The sequence below is a fragment of the Micromonospora sp. ABR4_055 genome, assembly GCF_056160425.1.
The window spans coordinates 1-21841 of the sequence record NZ_JBSWXD010000115.1; the positions used below are offsets into that span (position 1 = coordinate 1).

General features: G+C 69.7%; 23 protein-coding genes. 8 read left to right on the forward strand and 15 right to left on the reverse strand.

Features of this window, described 5'->3' with window-relative positions; all coding sequences use genetic code 11:
• Positions 1 to 484: 484 nt before the first annotated feature.
• The 3 genes from ACXAHD_RS22905 to ACXAHD_RS22915 are packed head-to-tail and all read left to right on the forward strand — an operon-like array spanning position 485 to position 1746.
• Positions 485 to 1261, forward strand: coding sequence for a helix-turn-helix domain-containing protein (locus tag ACXAHD_RS22905; protein ID WP_281553022.1), 777 nt, complete (start codon positions 485 to 487; stop codon positions 1259 to 1261).
• A complete protein-coding gene (locus ACXAHD_RS22910; protein WP_281553023.1) occupies positions 1252 to 1446 on the forward strand; it encodes a DUF397 domain-containing protein in 195 nt (64 codons plus the stop codon). Before ACXAHD_RS22905 ends, ACXAHD_RS22910 begins: the two co-directional genes overlap by 10 nt.
• Before the next feature lie 60 nt (positions 1447 to 1506).
• On the forward strand, positions 1507 to 1746 hold the full coding sequence (locus ACXAHD_RS22915) for a hypothetical protein (RefSeq protein WP_281553024.1): 240 nt from the start codon (positions 1507 to 1509) through the stop codon (positions 1744 to 1746).
• A 256-nt stretch (positions 1747 to 2002) separates the two neighbouring features.
• Here ACXAHD_RS22915 and ACXAHD_RS22920 read toward each other — a convergent pair whose 3' ends face one another.
• The 4 genes from ACXAHD_RS22920 to ACXAHD_RS22935 are packed head-to-tail and all read right to left on the reverse strand — an operon-like array spanning position 2003 to position 3473.
• Complete coding sequence (locus ACXAHD_RS22920; RefSeq protein ID WP_281553025.1) at positions 2003 to 2332, reverse strand: helix-turn-helix domain-containing protein; 330 nt, start codon at positions 2330 to 2332, stop codon at positions 2003 to 2005.
• On the reverse strand, positions 2329 to 2700 hold the full coding sequence (locus ACXAHD_RS22925) for a type II toxin-antitoxin system RelE/ParE family toxin (protein ID WP_281553026.1): 372 nt from the start codon (positions 2698 to 2700) through the stop codon (positions 2329 to 2331). Before ACXAHD_RS22925 ends, ACXAHD_RS22920 begins: the two co-directional genes overlap by 4 nt.
• Before the next feature lie 21 nt (positions 2701 to 2721).
• A complete protein-coding gene (locus tag ACXAHD_RS22930) occupies positions 2722 to 2937 on the reverse strand; it encodes a hypothetical protein (protein ID WP_281553027.1) in 216 nt (71 codons plus the stop codon).
• On the reverse strand, positions 2934 to 3473 hold the full coding sequence (locus ACXAHD_RS22935) for a saccharopine dehydrogenase family protein (RefSeq protein WP_475053096.1): 540 nt from the start codon (positions 3471 to 3473) through the stop codon (positions 2934 to 2936). Before ACXAHD_RS22935 ends, ACXAHD_RS22930 begins: the two co-directional genes overlap by 4 nt.
• 111 nt (positions 3474 to 3584) lie before the next feature.
• Here ACXAHD_RS22935 and ACXAHD_RS22940 point away from each other — a divergent pair, with 111 nt between their 5' ends.
• Complete coding sequence (locus ACXAHD_RS22940) at positions 3585 to 3857, forward strand: hypothetical protein (RefSeq protein ID WP_475053099.1); 273 nt, start codon at positions 3585 to 3587, stop codon at positions 3855 to 3857.
• 365 nt (positions 3858 to 4222) lie between these two features.
• On the opposite strand, the gene ACXAHD_RS22945 is transcribed toward ACXAHD_RS22940, so the two are convergent.
• From ACXAHD_RS22945 to ACXAHD_RS22975, 7 genes are all read right to left on the reverse strand, one after another.
• Positions 4223 to 4549, reverse strand: a complete 327-nt coding sequence (locus ACXAHD_RS22945; RefSeq protein WP_281553030.1) for a hypothetical protein — start codon at positions 4547 to 4549, stop codon at positions 4223 to 4225.
• 279 nt (positions 4550 to 4828) lie between these two features.
• Entirely contained in the window at positions 4829 to 5839 is a 1011-nt protein-coding gene (locus tag ACXAHD_RS22950; RefSeq protein WP_281553031.1) for a LacI family DNA-binding transcriptional regulator, read from the reverse strand.
• 61 nt (positions 5840 to 5900) lie between these two features.
• Positions 5901 to 7283 carry a GH1 family beta-glucosidase gene (locus ACXAHD_RS22955; RefSeq protein ID WP_475053101.1) on the reverse strand — a complete coding sequence of 461 codons (1383 nt, stop codon included), beginning with the start codon at positions 7281 to 7283 and terminating at the stop codon, positions 5901 to 5903.
• Complete coding sequence (locus ACXAHD_RS22960) at positions 7280 to 8053, reverse strand: carbohydrate ABC transporter permease (protein ID WP_123607253.1); 774 nt, start codon at positions 8051 to 8053, stop codon at positions 7280 to 7282. The genes ACXAHD_RS22955 and ACXAHD_RS22960 overlap by 4 nt, the downstream gene beginning before the upstream one ends.
• 74 nt (positions 8054 to 8127) lie before the next feature.
• Positions 8128 to 9144, reverse strand: a complete 1017-nt coding sequence (locus ACXAHD_RS22965) for a carbohydrate ABC transporter permease (RefSeq protein ID WP_475053103.1) — start codon at positions 9142 to 9144, stop codon at positions 8128 to 8130.
• Positions 9141 to 10445, reverse strand: coding sequence for an ABC transporter substrate-binding protein (locus ACXAHD_RS22970; RefSeq protein WP_281553033.1), 1305 nt, complete (start codon positions 10443 to 10445; stop codon positions 9141 to 9143). Before ACXAHD_RS22970 ends, ACXAHD_RS22965 begins: the two co-directional genes overlap by 4 nt.
• 224 nt (positions 10446 to 10669) lie before the next feature.
• On the reverse strand, positions 10670 to 11431 hold the full coding sequence (locus ACXAHD_RS22975) for a maleylpyruvate isomerase family mycothiol-dependent enzyme (protein ID WP_281555403.1): 762 nt from the start codon (positions 11429 to 11431) through the stop codon (positions 10670 to 10672).
• 69 nt (positions 11432 to 11500) lie between these two features.
• Between ACXAHD_RS22975 and ACXAHD_RS22980 the strand changes: the two genes are divergently transcribed.
• Positions 11501 to 12622, forward strand: a complete 1122-nt coding sequence (locus ACXAHD_RS22980) for a UDP-N-acetylmuramate dehydrogenase (RefSeq protein WP_281553034.1) — start codon at positions 11501 to 11503, stop codon at positions 12620 to 12622.
• Here the strand turns inward: ACXAHD_RS22980 and ACXAHD_RS22985 are convergent.
• Both ACXAHD_RS22985 and ACXAHD_RS22990 read right to left on the reverse strand, forming a co-directional pair.
• Positions 12619 to 13500 carry a class I SAM-dependent methyltransferase gene (locus ACXAHD_RS22985; protein ID WP_475053107.1) on the reverse strand — a complete coding sequence of 294 codons (882 nt, stop codon included), beginning with the start codon at positions 13498 to 13500 and terminating at the stop codon, positions 12619 to 12621. The two genes, ACXAHD_RS22980 and ACXAHD_RS22985, sit on opposite strands and share 4 nt — an antisense overlap.
• Complete coding sequence (locus ACXAHD_RS22990) at positions 13497 to 14285, reverse strand: SDR family oxidoreductase (protein WP_281553037.1); 789 nt, start codon at positions 14283 to 14285, stop codon at positions 13497 to 13499. The genes ACXAHD_RS22985 and ACXAHD_RS22990 overlap by 4 nt, the downstream gene beginning before the upstream one ends.
• A gap of 189 nt (positions 14286 to 14474) precedes the next feature.
• On the opposite strand from ACXAHD_RS22990, the gene mshA reads away from it, so the two are divergent.
• The 3 genes from mshA to ACXAHD_RS23005 all read left to right on the forward strand — a co-directional run bounded on the left by mshA (position 14475) and on the right by ACXAHD_RS23005 (position 17341).
• Positions 14475 to 15839 (forward strand): D-inositol-3-phosphate glycosyltransferase, encoded by a 1365-nt coding sequence (gene mshA / locus ACXAHD_RS22995; protein ID WP_475053110.1) that lies wholly within the window; start codon positions 14475 to 14477, stop codon positions 15837 to 15839.
• Between the two features lie 11 nt (positions 15840 to 15850).
• On the forward strand, positions 15851 to 16366 hold the full coding sequence (locus ACXAHD_RS23000) for a type III secretion system chaperone family protein (protein ID WP_475053112.1): 516 nt from the start codon (positions 15851 to 15853) through the stop codon (positions 16364 to 16366).
• An 87-nt stretch (positions 16367 to 16453) separates the two neighbouring features.
• Entirely contained in the window at positions 16454 to 17341 is an 888-nt protein-coding gene (locus tag ACXAHD_RS23005; RefSeq protein WP_475053115.1) for a hypothetical protein, read from the forward strand.
• Positions 17342 to 17661: 320 nt separating this feature from the next.
• Here ACXAHD_RS23005 and ACXAHD_RS23010 read toward each other — a convergent pair whose 3' ends face one another.
• The gene (locus tag ACXAHD_RS23010; protein WP_475053117.1) at positions 17662 to 18981 is read right to left on the reverse strand and encodes an MDR family MFS transporter; all 1320 of its coding nucleotides are present in this window, start codon (positions 18979 to 18981) and stop codon (positions 17662 to 17664) included.
• Between the two features lie 136 nt (positions 18982 to 19117).
• Positions 19118 to 21676 carry a valine--tRNA ligase gene (gene valS, locus ACXAHD_RS23015; RefSeq protein ID WP_475053120.1) on the reverse strand — a complete coding sequence of 853 codons (2559 nt, stop codon included), beginning with the start codon at positions 21674 to 21676 and terminating at the stop codon, positions 19118 to 19120.
• Positions 21677 to 21841 lie beyond the last annotated feature (165 nt).

Sequence of the window (21841 nt, forward strand, 5' to 3'; positions counted from 1 at the left end):
CTTTTTCTTTTTTCTTCTTTTTTTTTTTCTTTCTTTTTTTGTTTTTGGGTTTGTGTGTTTTTCTTTTCCCCCTCCCCCCTCCCCCCCCCCCCCCCCCCCCCCCCCCCGCCCCAATCGCCGCAGCCCTCCTTGGCAGTACGGCAACCAGGGCAGTCTTCGATTCACGGCGGATCGATCGGATAAGGGCCCGGGGCGCGTGCGTACTCCATTTCGGTGTTACTTGCGGGAACGCGGTGTCGGCCGCGTCGTGGCCACGGACCAGCACCGGAGCGGCCATGGCACGGGGGTTCCTGGCTGTTCCGGTGTTGACGGACGTGGCCGTGAAATGGTTTTCTCGCACGCGCCCCGGGGGCTCGGTCCTCCGTGGATCTCGCTTTCTCATCTTCCTACCCCTCTACCCTGGACTATCCACCCCATGCAATGGAAGATGTGGGAGTCGGAGGGTTCTCGGAGAGATCCTACGAATCTGATAAGGGGGCCGATAATGATCGACTTGCAGGAGGCCATCCGCAAGGAGCGGACCGCGCGAGGGCTGTCGCAGGAGCAGCTCGGCGCGCTGGTCGGGGTGAGTGGGTCGTCGATCGGCAGCTACGAGGCGGGGCGGCTCATCCCGGTGCCGGCGATCGCCAAGGCACTCGACGGCGTCTTCGAGACCGGCGACCGGATTCAGCGGCTGGCGGCCCATGCGCGCGGGCAGTCGATCGCGCCGTTCCTGCGCTCGTGGGCCGAGAACGAGGCGCAGGCGAGCATCCTGCGCTACTTCGAACTCTCCGTCGTGCCGGGGCTGTTGCAGACCGAGGCGTACGCCCGACAGTTGCTCACCGACGTCGGCCCGGTCGACGATGTCGAGACGGCGCTGGCCAACCGACTGGCCCGGCAGGAGATCATCACCCGGGCGGATAATCCGGCGCACTTCGTCGCGGTGCTCGACCGGTCGGTGCTGCATCGGCAGGTCGGCTCGCCCGACGTGATGGTGGAGCAGTTGACCGCGCTGGCCGCCGCCTGTGACCGGCCCAACGTGCGGGTGCACGTCGTGCCGGCGACCGCCGGGGCGTACGCCGGGCTCAACGGTCCGTTCGTGCTGGGAACGGTGCACGACCGGAGAGTGGGCTACCTGGACACCCACTTCGGCGGCGAGCCCATCGACGATCCGCAACGGGTGCGTCGGCTCGAACAGGTGTGGGAGGATGTCCGCAGCCACGCCCTGCCCATCGCGGAGTCCCGCGAGATGATCGAGAAAGCGGCGCTGACATGGAGCTGACCGGCACCCCGCGCTTCCGCAAGTCGACCAGGTCCAACGGTGCCGGCGGCGCGTGTGTCGAGGTCGCCGACAACCTGCCCGGCGCGGTGCTGGTACGCGACAGCAAGGACCAGACCGGCCCGGTACTCACCTTCGCCCCCGCCGCCTGGTCCACCTTCGTCACCCACCTCGCCACCCACCCCTGACCTCAGTTCCGCGGCTCGGCAACTGGCTGACGATGGCGTGACCGGATCTGAGGAGGCGATGTGGCTCCGGCGGTTCGGTTTCTGCTGATCACGACGGAGCAGATCGTTGTCGTCGTGGTCGCGTTCGCCTTCGTGATGACACTGCTGTTCGACCGGGCGGGCTGGTGGGAGTTCGGTTGGCTCGTTGACCTGCTGCCGCTGCTCACCACGATCGTCGTCATGGCCGTCCGGCGCACGTGCTGCCGACGTTCGAGGACCATCAGCGGTCGACCGGAGACCAAGGGAACATCGTCGACCTGATCGGGCTGTTCCCGGGCGAGGCCGACATCGAGCTTGTGGCCACGCGGTCACGTGATCTCGTCCGGCTGGCGGACCTGTGATGATGTGGTCGCCTGGGGCGGCCAGCTCAGCCTCGACACCGACTCGACCGTTTCCGTGGCAGCGCCTGTTGACTCGCTGCCAGGCTTGGCCGGGGCGCGGTAAAGAGCCTCCGCGTCACGCATCAGCAGGTCTGTAGCGGCTCGGTGCCTACTCTGCTCCGGGTCTCGTGGGCTGGTCAGGCAACCCGCAGGGTGAGCGGACCACGGGACACTACGATCGAAACCTCGGCACCCAGCGCCTCGGCGTACGCGCGCAGTGTGTCCAGGCTGTCGACCTGGCCATGCTCGATCTGGGAGATCCTGGCCTGACTCACCCCGAGTGCCACAGCTACTTCGGCCTGGGTGAGCCCGGCAGACTTACGCATCTCGGCCAACTCGTGTCCCCGGATGCGGCCGATATTCTCGCCGCGAATCGCGGCCCGCTGCGCCTGTGCTTCCTCACTGGCGAGCCACGGCTGTCGGGTGACCGCCTCAGCCTTCACATCGCTCCACCGACGGGCCGTCATGACCCCTCCCCACTCTTGCGCTCGACCAGATACTCCTCGTACCGCGCCTCCGCGACCGGGACGTTCTCCCGGTACCACTGGTTCCATCGGCCCGCCTTGTCGCCAGCGACCAGGATCACCGCGTCCCGTTCGACATCGAAGGCGAACTGCAGACGTATCTCCGAGCGCCCGGCAGAGCCCGGCCGCAGCTCCTTCAGATTGTGCAACCGACTGCCGTGGATCCGGTCGACCATCGGCCGGCCAAGCCCAGGGCCTTCCTCCGCCAGGTGGTCGATCGCCTCCATGACCCGGTTGGCGGAGGTCGGGTCCGACTCGCACAGCCTGAGGTACCACTCCTCAACCGGGGCGACCAGCACGACGTCCCACATGCCCCGAGTATAAACCATGCCTTATATCAGGTGGTCAACCCGCAGCTGCTGAAGTGCGCCTTCCAGTCTATGGTTCACCGCCAGCGGACGGTACGACCTGACTGCGGTCGTGGTGGCGCGGGCGAGCCGCCGGGCGGCGTAGCCGGCCAGGCCGGACAGCCGCAGCAGGCCACCGACCGCCGACATCGCCGCCCTGGCGGCCGGGGTGGCGGGGGCGAGAGCCGAGGCGTCGATCACCGACGGGGCGCCGCTGGCCTGCCAGGCCGCGAAGAGTTCGCCGCTGCCATGGCGGCGGTGGTGACCACGTCGCCGTCGGGGGTGGTCAACCGCTCGGCGGCACCACCGGCCCGGGTGCGTACCAATCGGTCCTGCCGCACCTTGCGGCCGCCGTCGAGCACCCCGTGCACGATGGTGGCGGCGAGGGCTTTGCCGAGGGCACCCGGTTTGACCTCGACCGACGCGACTGCGTCGACGCGTACCCGGGAAGGTTTCTCCTCGGCCGCCAGCAGATGCAGCAGGATGCTCTCGGTCGCGAGCACGCCGAAGCCCGCGCCGTAGACCAGCGTGCGACCGGTCGCCGCCGCCTCCCGGTGCATGGCGTGCAGCGACTCGAACGCGCTCAGTTCGTTGCCGACGTCGACGTAGTGGGTGCCGGCCGGGCAGGCCCGCGCGACCAGCGGCGCGGTGGCCGCGAACGGGCCCACCGTGTTGATCACGACGGCCGGCGCCTCACTGGCCAGCCGGGCACAGACCTCGTCGAGTGAGCCGGTCACCGCCCGGGGGTCCGGAACCGTCCGGGTCGGCCGCTCCCAGTCGCGGCCGACCGCCCCCACACCCCGGTGCCTGCCTGCCGCAGTCTCGACTACCTGTTACGCCGACGGGCCGTGATCGACGCCGAACCGGCTCTGCACGAGCGCGAGCTACGCAAGTTTGCGCTGCTGTCGGCGGCACTGGAGCAGGGCTTCCGCGATCGCGGCATCGACGATCTGACCGCCCGGCTGGCCGCCGAGATCGCGGTGACCACGTTCCGGACCGCGGTGACCCGCTGGCTCGACCAGCACGGCGACCCCGACCAGCACGGCGACCCCGACCTCCCCGCCACCATCGACCAGACCCTGGCAGCGATGAGACACCTGGTCGGTACGCCGTCGGCGTGAGGCCGGAACCTCGGATGTTGCCCGCCGTAGCGGCCGCTGAGGGGCGAGCCTGGTCGGCCCAGCCAGTTGGCCAGGTTGACGATGGCCTTTTGTAACGACATGCGTGCGAGATGTCACGCTTGCGGGGTCGGGAATGCCGGTTGAGCTGATGCCACAGGTGCATCAAGATGCACCTGTGGCATCAGGTCGTCGGAGGCACCATGAGGTACCGGAAGTTTGCCGACCCGCCCGACCCGCCGACCCGAAGCCCCAAGCAGGAAGCAGGAAGCACGAGGCCCGGGGCGCGAGGTCCGGGGCCGGGAAGGGCGCGCCGGCCCACTGCCAGGTGGGCCGGCGCAATTGTTCCGATCTTCAAGAATTGCTGGTCAGTAGCAGAGCAGGGTGACGTTCGCAGTGTAGTAGTAGTCGCTGATCTGGGTCACGTACGAGTTGACGACAAAGCAGTCGATGAAGGGGTTGTAGCCGTCAATCTGCGCCCAGATCTCGGCCTGGTACCTGGCGTTGTACACTGCGCTGCTCGCGCTGCTTCCGCTGCCGTAGCCGTAGTAGTAGCCGACCGCAGCCGTGCTGGCGGACGTGGTGCTGGCCTGGGCGTTGGACGACGACTCGGCGGCGACCGCGGCGGTCCCGGTGGCGGCCATCGCGCCCACGACCATCGCCGCGGTGACGGCGACTCTTGCGAGAGTACGCACGGATGTCCCCTTCCTGTTGCGGATTTGATTTCACGGTAACAGTGGCATTCGTGCTCGGCAATGCCTTGTCGTTATTCGGCTCGCGGCGGCGGGGCTGGGGTGACCTGCGACAACTACGAAAAGTCGAAATTGAATTGCGGTTGACCAGTGGTTTTGTGAACTGCGTTTATCTGCATGATCTCGCAAACCGCGCGTACCCAGTCAGGCGAGGGCAGGCGAGGTCAGTCAGGGTCAGAGCGGGACCGGGGCGCGGACCGGGAGCGGACCGGGAGCCGGACCTCAGGCGGAGTCGCGCCGGACGAGTTCGGTGGGCAGCACCACAGCCGGCCCGACGGCCTCGCCGTCGGCCAGCCGCAGTAGCAGCCGGGCCAGCGTCCGGCCGATCTCCTGGATCGGCTGGCGGACGGTGGTCAGCGCCGGGTCCAGGTAGCCGGCCATCTCGATGTCGTCGAAACCGATGATCGCGACGTCGTCGGGCACCCGGCGGCCGGCTTCCCGCAGCGTACGGATGGCACCGTGGGCCATCAGGTCGGAGGCGACGAAGACGGCGTCCAACGCCGGGTCGTCCTCGAGGAGCTGACGCATCGCGACCGCACCCGACTCGCGGGTGAAGTCGCCGGCGGCGACCAGCGACCGGCCACCGGTCTCCCGGATCACCGTCCGGTAGCCGGCGAGCCGGTCCACCCCGGCGATCATGTCCTGCGGGCCGGCGATCGTCGCCACCCGCCGCCGGCCGGATTCGAGCAGGTATCGGACCGCCCGCTCGGCACCGGCCTCGTTCTCCACGTCCACGTACGGCACTCCGGCGCTGACCTGGCCCATCGGTCGGCCGCTGCACACCACCGGCAGGCCGCTGCGGGCCAGGGTGCCGGGCATCGGGTCGACGCCGTGGATCGAGGCGAACATGACTCCGTCGACGTGTCGGCCCAGGGCGTAGCGCTCGACCCGGTCGTGGCTGCCGACCGAGCCGGACATCATCAGCACCAGCTGCTTGTCGGCCGCCTCCAGCTCCTGGCTGACGCCGTGGATGATGCCGGGGAAGACCTGGTCGTCGGAGAAGACCCGGGTGGCGGTCTCCGGCAGGATCAGCCCCATCGAGTCGGTGCGCTGGGTGACCAGGCTGCGGGCGGCCAGGTTGGGGACGTACCCCAGCTCCTGGACCGCCCGTCGAACCGCGTCCTGAATCGGTTCGGCAACTGTGGTGGAGCCGTTCACCACGCGCGACACGGTGGCCCGGGACACGCCGGCCCGGCGGGCCACTGCCTCCAGCGTCGGACGTTCCCTGGCCATGCTCACACCTGTGCTCCCCGTCTGTGAAAGGTGCCACCCCACCTCGGTGAACGCCAGCGGCTCAGCCGATGCCGTTGCGGCGGATCACCTCTTGGTACCACCGTGCGCTGGCCTTTGGCACCCGCCGCTGGGTCAGGTAGTCCACGTACACGATGCCGAATCGCTTGGCGTAGCCGTACGACCACTCAAAGTTGTCCAGTAGGGACCACACGAGGTAACCGCGCAGATCGACCCCGGCGGCGATCGCGGCGTGCGCGGCCCGCAGATGCCCGTCCAGGTAGGCGACCCGGTCGCTGTCGTCGACCCGGTCGCCGTCGGGGTGCAGCTGGTCGGGGAACGCGGCGCCGTTCTCCGTGATGATCATCGGTACGCCCGGGTAGTCCCGCCCCAGTTTACTCAGCAGCGCGGTCAGCCCGGACGGCTGGATCTGCCAGCCCATGTCGGTCAGCGGCGGCTCCGGGGCGATGAACTCGATGCCCTCGGTGCCGGGGAACGCCCCGCCACCACCGGGTGCGCCGTCGCGGGCGGCCAGGTAGGTGGGGGAGTAGTAGTTGATACCGAGCAGGTCGATCGGCGCACTGATGATCTTCTCGTCGCCGTCGCGGATGTGGTCCAGACTGGTGAACCGGCTGACGTGGTCGAGGATGCGCTGTGGATAGCCGCCGCCCAGGATCGGATCGAGAAAGATTTGGTTCTGCAGGTCCTCGACCAGCTCGACCGCCTTGGCGTCGGCTTCGCTTGCCGGGTCGGCGGGGAACGCCGAGGTCGGATTGACCGTGATCCCGACGGTGGACGCGCCGGCGGCGCGCAGCGCCTGGTTGGCCAGCCCGTGGCCGAGCAGCAGGTGGTGCACGGTCTGGAAGGTGGCGGCCGGGTCGGTACGGCCCGGTGCGTGCAGTCCGGCGCCGTAACCGAGGTACGCCGAGCACCACGGTTCGTTGAGCGTGGTCCAGGTCTGGACCCGGTCGCCGAGCCGGGCGTGCACGGCCCGCGCGTACTCGGCGAAGGCCTCGGCCGTCTCCCGGTTGGTCCAGCCGCCCCGGTCCTCCAGGGTCTGCGGCAGGTCCCAGTGGTAGAGGGTGACGATCGGCTCGATGCCGCGCCCGCGCAGTTCGTCGACGAGCCGGTCGTAGAAGTCCAGCCCGTGCGGGTTGACCGGGCCGGTGCCGTCCGGCTGTACGCGCGGCCAGGCGATGGAGAACCGGTAGGTGTGCAGCCCCAGTTCGGCCATCAACGCTACGTCGTCGCGGTAGCGGTGGTAGTGGTCGCAGGCCACGTCCCCGGTGTGCCCGGCGTGCACCTTGCCCGGCGTACGGCTGAACGTGTCCCAGATCGACGGGCCGCGACCGGCTTCCCGGGCGGCGCCTTCGATCTGGTACGACGCGGTCGCCGCGCCCCAGATGAACGAGTCGGGGAATCGTACGGGCTGGTTGGAGTTCGTCACGCCTTGACAGCACCTTCCATGATGCCGCCGATGATCTGACGGCCGAAAATGATGAACACGATCAGTAGTGGCAGCGTAGCGAGCGCCGTACCGGTGAAGACCTGCGACATGTCGTTGTAGTAGCCGTTCGACAGCGCCCGCAGCGACAACTGCACGGTGGGGTTCTCCGGGTCGTTGAGCACCGCGTACGGCCAGAGGAAGTCGTTCCACATGGTCATGAAGGTGAGCAGGCCGAGCACGGCGGCGGCGGGGCGCAGCGCCGGCAGCACCACGTTCCAGTAGATCCGTAGCGTGGAGCAGCCGTCGACCCGGGCTGCCTCGATCAGTTCGGTGCTGACCGCCTGGCTGGCGTACTGCCGCATCAGGAACACCCCGAAGCCGGTGACCAGCGCCGGCACGATGACCGCGGCGAGCCGGTCGTTCCAGTCCAGCTGGCTCATCAGCATGTACAGCGGGATGACGCCGAGCTGGGTCGGCACCATCATCGTCGCGATGATCACCAGCAGCAGGGCGTTGGAGCCCTTGAACCGCAGTTTGGCGAAGGCGAACCCGGCCAGCGACGAGAACAGCACCACGGAGAAGGTGACGGTGCCGGCGACGATCGCCGAGTTGATCATGCCGGTGAGGAAGTACGCGTCCGGATTGTTGAACAGCCGCTCGATGTTGCCCGGCAGGTTGCCGCCCGGGGTCAGCGGCGGCGGGATCTGCCCCATCGCGTCGCTGGACCGGGTGGCGACCACGAACATCCAGTAGATCGGGAAGATCGACATCAGCCCGGCGACGATCAGCGTCGCGTACGTCAGTTTGCTGGCGCTCCACAGGTGCTGACTGGCTTTCACGGTGCTCACCCCTGCTTCCGGGTGCTGTTGCCGAGCCGGCGGATCACCAGCACGTTGATCAGCGAGATGACGACGATCAGGGCGAACAGCATCCAGGCGATCGCCGAGCCGTAGCCGAAGTTGAAGTGCGGCGCGAACGCGTTCTCGAACATGTACATGGTCATGGTCTGCGACTCGCGCAGCGGCCCACCCCGGATCGGGTTGGGGCCGGAGTTGAACAGCAGCGGCTCGGTGAACAACTGCAGCCCGCCGATGGTGGAGATGATGACGCAGAAGACGATCGTCGGCCGCAGCATCGGCACGGTGATCGACCAGAACTGCCGGGCGGGTCGCGCGCCGTCGATCGCCGCCGACTCGTACAGGTCCTTCGGAATGGACTGCATCGCGGCCAGGAAGATCAGCGCGTTGTAGCCGGTCCACCGCCAGTCGACCATCGTCGAGATCGCCACCCAGGCGCCGAACCGGGTGTTACGCCAGTCGACGGCGTCGACGCCGACCAGGTCCAGCGCCCAGTTGATCATGCCGAACTCGCGGCTGAACAGCTGGCCGAAGACGATCGCGACGGCCGCCGTCGAGGTGATGTTCGGGATCAGGATGCTCATCCGGAACGAGGTGCGGGCCCGCAGCTGCCGGTTCAACAGGTGTGCCAGCCAGAGCGCCAGCAGCAGCTGCGGCACGGTGGAGATGACGAAGATGCCCAACGTGTTGAGCACCGAGTTCCAGAAGTCGCCGTCGCCGAGCAGCCGGCTGTAGTTGTCGAAGCCGACGAACGGGTGCTCGGCGGCGAGCAGGTCCCAGTCGTGCAGCGACACCCAGAACGTGTAGCCCAGCGGGTAGGCGCCGAAGATCGCGAACAGCACGAAGAACGGCGCGATGTACAGGTACGGGGATGCTTTGGTGTCCAGCCGGGCCAGCCACAGCCGGGGCCGCCGGTGCGGCGGCTCGGGCTGTCGCCGGGCCGGCCGGGTGGCGTCGGCGGCCGGCTGCCCCGGCTCGACCTGCGCCACCCGGCCCGCGGTCACTTCTCAGCCGCCGTCTTGGCGTTGTTCACCGCGTCGGTCCAGCCCTCGTCGGGCGTACGCTGACCCAGCTCGACCGTACGGACGGCGTTCTCCACCTCGGTGCGGACCGCCTGGTTCTTCGGTCCCATGTAGACCGGCTTGAGGTTCTTGGCGCCCTCACCGAAGATCTGCCCGATCGGGGCGTCGTTGAAGTACTCGCTGGTCGCCTCCAGGATCGCCGGATCGTCGAGCGCCTGCGGCGACGACGGCAGCGGGCCCTTGGCCTTGAACGCCCCGATGTGCCCCTCCGGGCTGGTCAGGAACTTGACCAGCTTGACGGCTTCCTCCTGGTGCTCGCTCTGCGCCGGCACCGCCAGGTGCGATCCGCCCCAGTTGCCGCCGTCACCGGGCACCTTGGCGATGTCCCATTTGCCGGCCGCCTCCGGGCCGGCGTTGCCCTCGATGACCCCGGTCATCCAGGCGGGGCAGGCGATGGTGGCGAACTTGGCCTGCTTGAACGCGGCCACCCACTCGTCGGACCAGGCACCGTACTTGCCGCTCAGATCGGAGTCGATGATGTCCATGGTGATGTCCCAGGCCTGCTTGACGGCCGGGTTGGTGTCGACGACGAGGTTGTCGTCGAGGTCGTAGTAGTGGTAACCCTCGGCGGCACCGGCGGTCTGCAGCACGATCGTGTTGAATGTCTGGGTCGCCGCGTCCAGGAACGACGCGCCGGTGTCGGCCTCGATGAACCGCCCGCCGACGGAGATGTAGTCCTGCCAGGTCGGCCAGAGCGCGGAGACCTCGTCGCGGTCGGTCGGCAGCCCGGCGGCCTCGAACAGGTCGGTGCGGTAGCACATCGCCATGCCGCCGACGTCGGTGCCGAGCCCGATCAACTGGCTGCCGTCGGCGGTCAGCGCCTGGTCCCACTTCCACGGCATGAAGTTGCCTTCGAGCTCGGCGGCGCCGTGGTCGAGCAGGTTCACGAAGTTCTGCGGATTGGCCTTGTACTCGATGAGCAGGCCCTCCTCGATGGCGACGACGTCGCCTGCACCCTTGCCGGCGGCCAGCCACTGGGTCAGCTTGGGGGAGTACTCGTCAAGGTTGGTACCGGTGCCCCGTTCGACGATCTTGATCCCGGGGTTCTCGGCCTCGTACTGCTTGTACAGCTCCTCATAGCCGAACTGGCCGAAGACGTCGACGGTCAGGGTGATGGTGCCGTCGTCGGCGGCTTCGTCGCCGCCGCAGCCGGTAGCTGCGGCGAGCACGGTGACCGCGGCGGCGGTCGCGGTGACCAGTCGGCGGCGTGAATCGGTGCCCATGGATTGACCCCTCTCGGATCCAGGCATGGTGGGGTGCGGAAACTGCGTGTTTGCTGGCTGGCTCTCTGTCGACCCTGGCGGCCTGACCGACTGGCCGGGCGTGGTCGGTGAGAGCGCTCTCACGAGAGTGGGAGGTCAATCACTGCCTGTCAAGAGAGCGTTCTCAGAACGTTGCCGGCGCGTTACCTACCCCGGAGCCGACGGACGGAAGAGCGGGCAGTGGGTCAGCCGACCCGCAGCGCGTCCAGCAGCGCTGCGTCGCCGGAGACGTCCAGCACGTCGAACTGCACCCGACCCCAGAGTGCGAGGAGCAGGTCACTCGCGGTGCCGGTGGCCAGGGTCCGGGTGTGGTGATCATCGGAGTCGAGGATCGTGTCGGTGTCCAGCAGCGCCATACCCTCGCCCCGCAACCGGACGTACCACTCCTGTTCGGCGTCGGTCGCCACCAGATGCGCCACTCCGTACGCTGGCTGGCGCCTGCGCCGCCGGCCCGCCGGCAGCCAGGAGTCCAGCACCTCGCTGATCCCGTCGGCGGCCAGCTTCGCCTCCACCGGCTCCACCCCGGCGATCGCCGTCTGCGCGTCCCAGCGGTGCACCGCGGTCTCGTGCGCCATCCGCCGGACCCAGAAGCCCACCTTCTTGGCTTGCGGCGCCCAGTTCCATGCCGGTATCTCCGGGTCGAGCCCGTCCAGCAGGGTGACCAGCGCGTCGAACTCCTGCTGCCACCAGCCGACCGCCTCGGCCCCGTCGGGTTTGGCAACCACCGGCGGCCGCTCCTCCCGCGGATCGGCGACACCGCGCGACACGGTCTCCCGCACCCACACGTACACGACGCCGAGATGGTGCACCAGGTCGACGACCGTCCAGTCCGGGCAGGACGGCACCGGCGCGTCCAGCGGCACCTGGGCGATCGCGGCCCGGAACGCCGGACCGTCCGCCCGTAGTGCGCCGAGCCAGAAGTCCTTGGAGCCGTGCAGCCTGCTCATCATGATCCTCCGGGTCGAGCCGACAGCCAGTGGCGTGGCGCGGGTGGAATCCAGCCTAGGGTGAGGGGTGTGCCTGACGTTAGTGCCCACGCGCCATCTGCTGAAGACCCGACGGCCCTTGCGCCGTTGGCACGCTATACCACGCTCGCCCTCGGCGGCCCGGCCGACCGGCTGGTCACCGCGACCACCGCCGACGAGTTGACCGAGGCGGTCCGTGACGCCGGCCGGCGCGGGGAGCAGATCTTGCTGCTCAGCGGCGGCAGCAACGTGGTCATCGGCGACGACGGCTTCCCCGGCACGGTGATCCTGGTCCGCTCCACCGGGTTCCAGGTGGTCACCGAGGAACCGGCGAGGGCTGGTGGTCCGGCCACCGTCACCATTCGGGTCGAGGCTGGCGAGCCGTGGGACGACCTGGTCGCGGCGACCGTCGCCGCCGGCTGGTCCGGGGTGGAGTGCCTGTCCGGCATCCCGGGCGCTGCCGGCGCCACCCCGATCCAGAACGTCGGCGCCTACGGTCAGGAGGTCGCCGAGACCGTGCAGGCCGTGCACGTGCACGACCGGCTCACCGACGAGCGGTACGCGTTGCCTGCCGCCGACTGCCGGTTCGCCTACCGCGACAGCCTGTTCAAACGCAACGACCGCTACCTGGTGCTGGCGGTGGACTTCCAACTGGCCCGCAGCGAACTGTCCACCCCGGTGCGCTACGCCGAGCTTGCCCGCAGCCTCGGCGTCGCCGTCGGTGACCGGGTGCCGCTGGCCGACGCCCGTGCCGCCGTGCTGCGGCTACGGGCCGGCAAGGGGATGGTGCTCGACGCCACCGACCCGGACACCCGCTCGGTGGGCTCGTTCTTCACCAACCCGGTGCTGGACGCCGCCGCCGCGCGGCGGTTCCACGCCCGGGTCGCCGCCGCCGGGACGGGCGAGCCGGCGACCTGGCCGGTCGCCGGTGGCGACGCGGTCAAGGTCAGCGCGGCGTGGCTGATCGACAAGGCCGGGTACGGCAAGGGCTACCCGGGTGGCGACGCGCCGGTCGCCATCTCCAGCAAGCACACCCTGGCACTCACCCACCGGGGCGGCGGCAGCACCGCCGCGCTGCTCGACCTGGCCGGCACCATCAGGGACGGGGTCCGCGACCGGTTCGGCGTCGCACTGCACCCGGAGCCGGTCCTGATCAACTGCTCGTTCGACTAGCTGACCCGCCGGCAGGATTCGACCGTTGCGCCGTCGGTCGGGGCCACCGCCGACCAGGGCACGGTCAACTCGCCGAGCCGCCACCGCGCCGGTCGGTCCAGCACCGGCCAGCCGCCGTCCCGCAGCGCCGACACCGTGTGCAGCCAGCGCTGCCGTGGCCCGTACGGCCTATAGCCGGCCGCCGCCCGCCAACTCTCGTCGAGCGCCCGCAGCAGCGCGTGCACCCGCTCGCCCGGCACGTTGCGGTGGATCAGCGCCTTCGGTAGCCGTTCGGCGAGCACCGCCGGCCCGCCGCCGGCCGGGCCGGCCAGGGTGGCCAACCGGCCGGCCAGGGTCAGCGAGACCGGCCCGGTGGCGTCGAGCAGCACCCAGGAGCAGACCCGGCCCGGCTCGTCGCAGGTCCCCTCGACCAGCAACCCGCCGGGGGCCAGCGCGGCGCGCATCGTCGCCCACGCCGTTGCGACGTCGGACTCGGCGTACTGGCGCAGCACGTTGAACGCGCGGACCAGCACCGGCCGAAGTTCGGCCAGCTCGAATCCACCCCGGCCGAAGATCAGTTCTGGTGGCGTGGCAGCCGGAGCCGCCGCCGTGACCCGGTCCGGGTCGATCTCCAGCCCGACCACCCGCACGTCCGGCCGCACCGCCCGCAGCCGGGCGGCCAGTTCGACGGTGGTCACCGGATGGGCACCGAAACCCAGGTCGACAACCAGCGGTGGACCGGCCGAGTCCGTCAGCGCCGGCCCGCAGCGGTACGCGATCCACCGGTCGGCCCGGCGCAGTCGGTTCGGTGCGGTGGTGCCCCGGGTGACCTCGCCGACCGGCCGTGCCGGGTCGGTCGCGCGGGCTCCGCCCGGCCGGGCCGCCCGCCCCCCGCTCACCCGGGCAGCACCCGATGCACCTTGTGCTGCGCTGCCTGGGCCAACGGGCGGACCACCAGCCGGTCCACGTTGACGTGCGGCGGGCGGGTGACGCACCAGGCGACGCAGTCCGCGATGTCGTCGGCGACCAGCGGCTCGGCCACCCCGGCGTAGACCGCGTCGGCCCGCGCGGTGTCCCCGCCAAACCGGTTCACGCTGAACTCGTCGGTACGCACCATGCCCGGATCGATCTCGACCACCCGGACCGGCCGGCCGCACAGCTCCAGCCGTAGCGTCTCGGTAAGCGCGGTCTGGCCGTGCTTGGCTGCGGTGTAGCCGCCACCGCCCTCGTAGACGACCTGCCCGGCGGTGGAGCCGATCACCACGACGGTGCCGGCCCCGCTGGCGGTCAGCGCCGGTAGCAGAGCCTGGGTGACCCGCAGCGTGCCGAGCACGTTCACCTCGTACATCCACCGCCAGTCGGCCACCGGTGCGGACTCGACCGGGTCCAGCCCGCGCGCCCCGCCGGCGTTGTTCACCAGCAGGGTGACCCGCCCGGGCGGGTCACCCTGCTGGGCCAACCCGCTGACCGCCTGCGCCAGCCCGGCCACCGACCCGTCGTCGGTGACGTCGCAGGTCACCGCGGTGGCGGCCCCGCCGTTGTCGCGAATCGAGTCGACCAGGTCGGCGAGCCGGTCGCCGCGGCGGGCGGCGGCGACCACGTGGAAGCCCTCGGCGGCCAGCCGGCGGGCGGTGGCCGCGCCGATCCCGCTGGACGCTCCGGTGACGATGGCGATCGGTGTCATCCCGCCATTGTCGCCGCTCGGCGGCTCGGGACGATCGCCGCCGGTCGGCCCCGGGCGTCGCCGCCGGCGAGAGGTGGATCACCTCCACCCGCTGTAGTGCGGCATGTCGCTGCCAGTACCGGGAAGATGTGACGGGTCGTCCTGGTTGGTGGCGTTGGCTGCGATCAGGCGAGCGGAGGGAGCGACGTGGTGCAGGTGGGTCAGGCCGGGCAGGGTGACAACCAGCCGCCGCCGCGTCCCCGTCGGGTCGCGACACTGTCGGTGCACACCTCTCCGCTGGACTCGCCGGGCACTGGCGACGCCGGCGGCATGAACGTCTACATCGTCGAGGTGTCCCGGCGGCTGGCCGAGGCCGGCGTGGAGGTCGAGATCTTCACCCGGGCGACGGCGGGCGGCGTACCGCCGGTGGTGGAGATGGCACCCGGCGTACGGGTGCGGCAGGTGATCTCCGGCCCGCTGGAACCGCTGCCGAAGGAGGACCTGCCGGCGCAGCTCTGCGCGTTCACCGCCGGGGTGCTGCGGGCGGAAGCCGCCCGGGCACCCGGCTACTACGACCTGATCCACTCGCACTACTGGCTCTCCGGGCAGGTCGGGTGGCTGGCGAAGGAGCGCTGGGGGGTGCCGCTGGTGCACACCGCGCACACTCTCGCCAAGGTCAAGAACGCCCGGCTGGCAGCCGGTGACCGGCCTGAACCGGCCTGCCGGATCATCGGCGAGGAACAGGTGGTCAGCGAGGCGGACCATCTGGTGGCCAACACCAGGACCGAGGCCGGCGAGTTGATCGACTGGTACGGCGCCGGGGCGGACCGGGTGTCCGTGGTCGAACCGGGCGTCGACCTGGACCGGTTCCGGCCCGGCCCACCCGGACGGGAACAGGCCACCAGGGCGGCCGCCCGACGGCGGTTCGGCCTGCCGGTCCGCGGCCATCTGGTGGCGTTCGTCGGCCGGATCCAGCCGCTGAAGGCACCCGACGTACTGCTGCGCGCGGTGGCTGCACTACGTCGGCGGGATCCGGGCGCGGTCGCCGATCTCACGGTGGTGGTCGCCGGTGGCCCCAGCGGAACCGGTCTGGACCAGCCGCGGGCTCTGATCGACCTGGCGAGATCGCTGGGAGTGGACGATCTGGTGCAGTTCATGCCGCCGCTGGCCCGTACCGACCTGCCGGCCCTGTTCCGGGCCGCCGACCTGGTCGCGGTGCCGTCGTACAACGAATCGTTCGGTCTGGTCGCCCTGGAGGCTCAGGCCTGCGGCACGCCGGTGCTGGCCGCCTCCGTCGGTGGACTGGTCACCGCGGTCCGCGACGGGCGCAGCGGAGTGCTGGTCGCCGGGCACCGCCCGGAGGACTGGGGCCGGGCGATCGACGATCTGCTGGCCGCCCCGGCGTTGCGGGACCGGCTCGGGCGGGGCGCGGTGGAACACGCCCGGCAGTTCTCCTGGGCACGCACTGCGGCCGGGCTGCTCGACGTCTACGGTGGGGCGGTGCGGGCGTACCGCGCGGCGACCGCCGCCGGGATGTCCCGGGACGCCGACGCCCTGTCGGCGAGCGTGGGCTGACCAGGAGTGCGATGAGCGGACGAGCCGAGGTGGCGGCGCTGATCGAGGCGGTCTGCGCCGAGCGCGAGCTGAGCTGGGAACCGACCGGTGACCTGTCGTACGCGGTGACGTTGCCGGGCACCCACAAGCTGAAGACGGTGTGCAATCTGATCGTCGGCGAGCAGGCGCTGCGAATAGAAGCATTCGTGATGCGGCAGCCCGATGAACGGCGTACCGAGTTGTGGACCTGGCTGCTGCGACGCAACGCCCGGATGTACGGTGTCGCCTTTTCGATCGACGCGGTCGGCGACATCTACCTCACCGGTCGTGTCGGGCTGGCCGGTCTCACCGAAGACGAACTGGACCGGATACTCGGCTCGGTGCTCACCTATGCCGACGAGTCATTCGACGCGATGCTGGAGATCGGCTTCGGTTCGGCGATCCGCCGCGAGTGGGAATGGCGGGTCAAGAGAGGTGAATCGCTGGCGAACCTGCGCGCCTTCGCGCACCTTTTCGACGACAAGACGCCGGAGGATCCAGGTTTGTAGGGAGCCAGCAGGGTACTGCTCGCATGGTGGCGTAATCGTCGCCCACTGCCCCCCCGCAGGGACACTGTCAAAGGGAGTGAGCAGACCATGCCTCAACAGACCAGCACCCGGCGCCGCAGCCCGGCGTCGGACGGACGGTCCAAGGCCGGCCGTAGCTCCACCTCGGCCCGTAGCTCCACCTCGGCCCGTAGCTCCACCTCGGCCCGTAAGGCCAGCCCGGCCCGCAAGGCCAGCCCGGCGACCATCGGCCGGGCCGGCGGCGCGGTACGGGAGAGCGACCTTGCCGACCTTCGCGTCGACGAACTGCGAGACCAGCTGCGCAAGCGTGGGGTGACCGGGACGTCCAACCTGCGCAAGCCCGATCTGATCAAGTCGTTGGCGCGAGCGATGCGCCGTGGCACGCCAGCGCGGGCGCAGCAGGCGTCTCGGCCGAAGGCGGGTTCGCCGACTGCCCGACGTTCCGCACCAGCCGGCAAGAGCACCAGTTCGGCCCGTAAGAGCAGCAGTTCGGCCCGTAAGAGCAGCCGTTCGGCCCGAAAGAGCAGCAGTTCGGCGGGTAGGAACACCGCTGGCGCGGGCGGCGGTGACCGGTCCGGCGGGGGTGCTGCCAAGATCCGGTCCGGAGCCAAGTCGTCCAGTTCACTGAAGTACGCCCAGCGTATCGACGATCCGCAGCAGCACGCCGAACGTGCCGGGCGTAGCCTGGTCACCACCGATCACCGGACGATCCGGCAGTGGGCCGATGCCCGGGGCGGCGCACCGGCGACCGTCAGCGCCCCTCGTGACGGCCGGCCGAGCGTGCTGCGGATCGACTTCCCCGGCTACGGCGGCGGTAATCTACGAAAGATCTCCTGGGATGAGTGGTTTGGGACGTTTGATCAGCGTCGGTTGAACTTCATCTACCAGGAACAGCGCACGGACGGTACGCAGAGCAATTTCTTCCGGCTCGAATCTCCCGACCGCGAGGATGCCTGAGTGTGTATTCGCCATCACTCGCCGGTGTTGTCGCGGCTTAAACCCACCCGGCACGTCCGATGGTGTGATTGGGGGTACAACCGAATCGCCTTGTCCACCGGAAGTGGCAGGAACTACGGTTGAGCCACGCTCCGAGCCCGGGATCGGCTGGGGGCCGTCGGACCGGTTCGGTCCGAACTGCCGGGCTGGGTGCCGGGGGACCGGTGGCATTGGGCCGTTGGGGGACGGCGCCACCCGAAACCGGCGGCGAGGGGGAGCGACGCTTACGGGGGTGAGTGTCGCTCCCCGCCGCCGGTTATTTGTTTCTGCCGGCCTGGCAACTACTGCGGACGGGCCGGTGCCAGCGGCTGCTGGGATCGGTCCGGCGTCGTGAGCTGGGACTGGGTCGGCCGGGTCACGACCGAAGCGCCCGTCCGCAACTCGGCGGCCCGCCGTTCGCGCGCCGGTCCGGCGATCAGCTGACCCACCGCGACCACCCCGCCGATCGCGGCGCAGCCGAGCCACAGCGCGGTGTTTCCCGCGTACTGCCAGACGAAGCCGCCGGTGATCGGCGCGGCGAAGGCGGCAACCGACCAGGACAGCGAGAAGACGCCCTGGTACCGGCCGCGCAGCGCGGCCGGGGTCAGCTCGGCGATCAGCGTCGCGTTCGATGGCGAGTTGAGCATTTCGCCAGCGGTCCAGATCAGCACTGTCACCGCGTACAACCAGGCGACGTCGGCGACGGCGGTCAGGCCGAAGCCGACCCCGACGATCACCGCCGCCAGAGCCAGCACGTGCGAGCGGTTGCGGCCGGTGATCAGCCGGGGGACGAAGAGCTGCCCGATCACGATGAGTACGCCGTTGAGCGCCATCACCGCGCCGAACGTGGTGGGCGACAGCCCGTCGTCGGCCATCGCGATCGGCAACATCGAGCCGTGCTGCATGAACACCATGGCCAGCAGCACGTTCAGCCCGACGAAGCCGAGGAAGACCCGGTCGGTGACGACAACCAGCAACCCGGCCGGTCGGGCCGCGACCACGGCCGCGCCGAGCGGTGCCGCCGCCTGGGTCGCCGGCCGGGTCTCACCGACCTTGACGAAGACCAGCGCGGCGGTGGCCAGGGTGGTGCTCGCGTTCACCGCGAACAGCAGGAAGTAGTCGACCTGCGCGGCGAGTCCGGCGAGCACCGCTGCGAACGCGTACCCCAGGTTGATGGCCCAGTAGTTGAGCGAGAAGGCCCGCAGCCGGTCGGCGGCCGGGACCACGTCGATCATCATCGCCCCGTACGCCGGCCGCGCGCCCTCGTTGAACAGGCCGAGCAGTGCGGCGCCCACCAGGAGCAGCCACCACCGGTCGGCCAACCCGAGGACGATCAGCATGGTGGCAGCGCCCAGGTGCGCGGTGAGCAGCGTCGGGCGTCGCCCCCAGCGGTCGGCGAGCGTCCCGCCGAGCAGGGTGCCGACGGCTCCGCCGGCGCCCCAGGCGCCGAGCACCAGGCCGGCCTGGGAGCCGGACAGGCCGCGCCCGGCGGTCAGGTAGATGGCCAGGAAGATCACGACGAACGAGCCGAGCCGGTTGATCAGACTGCCGGTCCACAGGTACCAGAAGGCCCGGGGCAGGCCGCTGGTGGTCTGCTGTAGCCATCCCCGCGCACGCGACATCGGTTACCCCCGTGCAGTAATGAGCAGTGCAGGGTCTGTGCCTTACACATTAAGCGGCGGGCGGTGTACCGGGCATGCGAGTTTCCGCGTGGTGATCGTCACCCGGCTGGCCTGGATCGTCCATCGTCACCCGGCCCTATTGGAGCGTCACCTGCGTGGTCAGCCCTGAGCCGTCGGCCTTCTCGGTATCCAGCCAACCCACCCGGCCGGCGGCCTGCACGTCCTCGGCGATGGTGTCCAGCACGGCCAGCAGGTCGGCACTGCCGCATACAAGCACCTTCGACACCTCGGCCCGCATCGACGATCGTGCCTCCGACTTGGCCTTGCGGATCGTGGCGATGACGTCGCCGGCGACGGCGAGCGCCGTGCCGTCGGCGTCACCGGTCAGCATCCGCAGTTCCTCGCTCGACGGCCAGGAGGCTCGGTGGACGCTGCCCACCTGCCACCAGGACCACACTTCCTCGGTGACGTACGGCAGGAACGGCGCGAACAACCGCAGCAGCACGCTCAACGCCGTGGTGAGCGCGGCTCGTGCCGACTCGGCCGCGGCTGTGCCGCGTTCACCGTAGGCCCTGGTCTTGGCCAACTCGACGTAGTCGTCGCAGAACCGCCAGAAGAAGTGCTCCGTGCGTTCCAACGCCCGGGTGTAGTCGTAACCGTCGAGTGCCGCGGTGGCGTCGTCGACCACGACGGCCAACTCGGCCAGCGTGGCCCGGTCCAACGCCTGCGCCACCACCGCGTGCGGCGCTGGTGCTCCCAGGCCGAGGACGAACCGGGACGCGTTGAGGATCTTCGTTGCCAGCCGGCGGCCGACCTTCATCTGTCCGGTGTCGAACGCCGTGTCGGTGCCCGGACGGCCGCTGACCGCCCAGTAGCGGGCCGCGTCCGAGCCGTACTGTTCCAGCAGGGCCATCGGGGTCACCGCATTGCCCTTGGATTTTGACATCTTCTTGCGGTCCGGGTCCAGCACCCAGCCGGAGATCGCCGCATGCGCCCAGGGCAGGCTGCCGTGCTCCAGATGGGCGCGGACGACCGTGGAGAACAGCCAGGTACGGATGATCTCGTGCGCCTGGGGGCGTACATCCATCGGGAAGACCCGGTCGAACAGGTCGTCGTCGGTGCCCCACCGGCCGGCGATCTGTGGCGTCAGCGACGACGTCGCCCAGGTGTCCAGCACGTCCGGATCCCCGACGAACCCACCGGCCTGGCCGCGGCGGTCGGCGGTGTAGCCAGGTGGGGCGTCGGTACTCGGATCCACCGGCAGGGATGCCTCGTCCGGCAGGATCGGCTGGTCGTAGACCGGCTCGCCATGGGCGTCCAGCGGATACCACACCGGGACCGGGACGCCGAAGAACCGCTGCCGACTGACCAGCCAGTCGCCGGTCAGTCCGGTCGCCCAGCTGTCGTAGCGGGCCTGCATGTACTCCGGATGCCAGACGAGCCCTCGGCCGGCGGCCCGCAGCGTCTCGCGGATGTCCAGGTCGCGACCGCCGTTGCGGATGTACCACTGCCGGGTGGTGACGATTTCCAGCGGCTTGTCGCCCTTCTCGTAGAACTTCACCGGATGGACGATTTTCTCCGGTTCGCCGTCGAGGTCACCGGAGACCCGCAGCATCTCCACCACCCGCTCCCGGGCGGTATGGACGGTGGCCCCCACCAACCGCGCGTAGGCGTCGCGACCCTCGGGGCCGTCCAGACCCGGCGGCGGGTCGGCCAGCACTCGGCCGTCACGGCCGATGACGGGGCGAGTCGCCAATTGCATCTCCCGCCACCACAGCACGTCCATCAGGTCACCGAACGTGCAGATCATCGCCAGCCCGGTGCCCTTGTCCGGCACGGCCAGCCGGTGCGCCTTCACCGGCACCTCGACGCCGAACAGCGGCGTGCGCACCGTCGTGCCGAACAGCGGCTGGTACCGCTCGTCGTCCGGATGCGCTACCAGCGCCACACACGCCGGTAGCAACTCGGGCCGCGAGGTCATGATGTAGACCGGGGAGCCGCCCGGTCGGTGGAACGCCACCCGGTGGTACGCGCCGGGCCGTTGCCGGTCCTCCAGCTCTGCCTGCGCGACCGCCGTCTGAAAGCTCACGTCCCACAGCGTCGGCGCCTCCGACAGGTACGCCTCCCCGCGCGCCACGTTGCGTAGGAACGCCCGCTGCGACACCCGCCGCGCGGCGGCGTCGATGGTCTGGTAGGTCATCGACCAGTCCACCGACAGGCCCAGCCGCCGCCACAGCGCCTCGAACGCCTGCTCGTCGGTGACGGTCAGTCGCTCGCACAGCTCGATGAAGTTGCGCCGCGACACCGGGACTTCAGACTTGCCTGGCTGCTCCGGCGGCGTGAAATCCGGGTCGTACGGCAGCGACGGGTCGCACCGTACACCGAAATAGTTCTGCACCCGCCGCTCGGTCGGCAGGCCGTTGTCGTCCCACCCCATCGGATAGAACACCGCCCGGCCCTGCATTCGCTGATACCGAGCGATCGTGTCGGTGTGCGTGTACGAGAAGACGTGCCCTACGTGCAACGACCCGCTCACGGTGGGCGGTGGGGTGTCGATCGAGAACACGTCGTTCCGGGTCGCGGTCCGGTCGAACCGGTATACGCCCAGTTCTTCCCATCGGCCTACCCACTTGTCCTCCAGGCCGTCAAGAGACGGAGCCGGCGGCACGACGAAGTCCGACGAGGTGTCAGTCATAGCCCGCCATGTTACCCACCTACGATCGCCGGCTCATGTGCAGTTTGCCTATCTTTGACTCCCACCAGGAGGACTTCCCGAAAGGGGTCCGCCGATCCGGAACCGAGCCCTGTCGATGTGACGTGGCGTGACGGCCCGGGTGTGATCAACTCGGGCGTGTCGCTT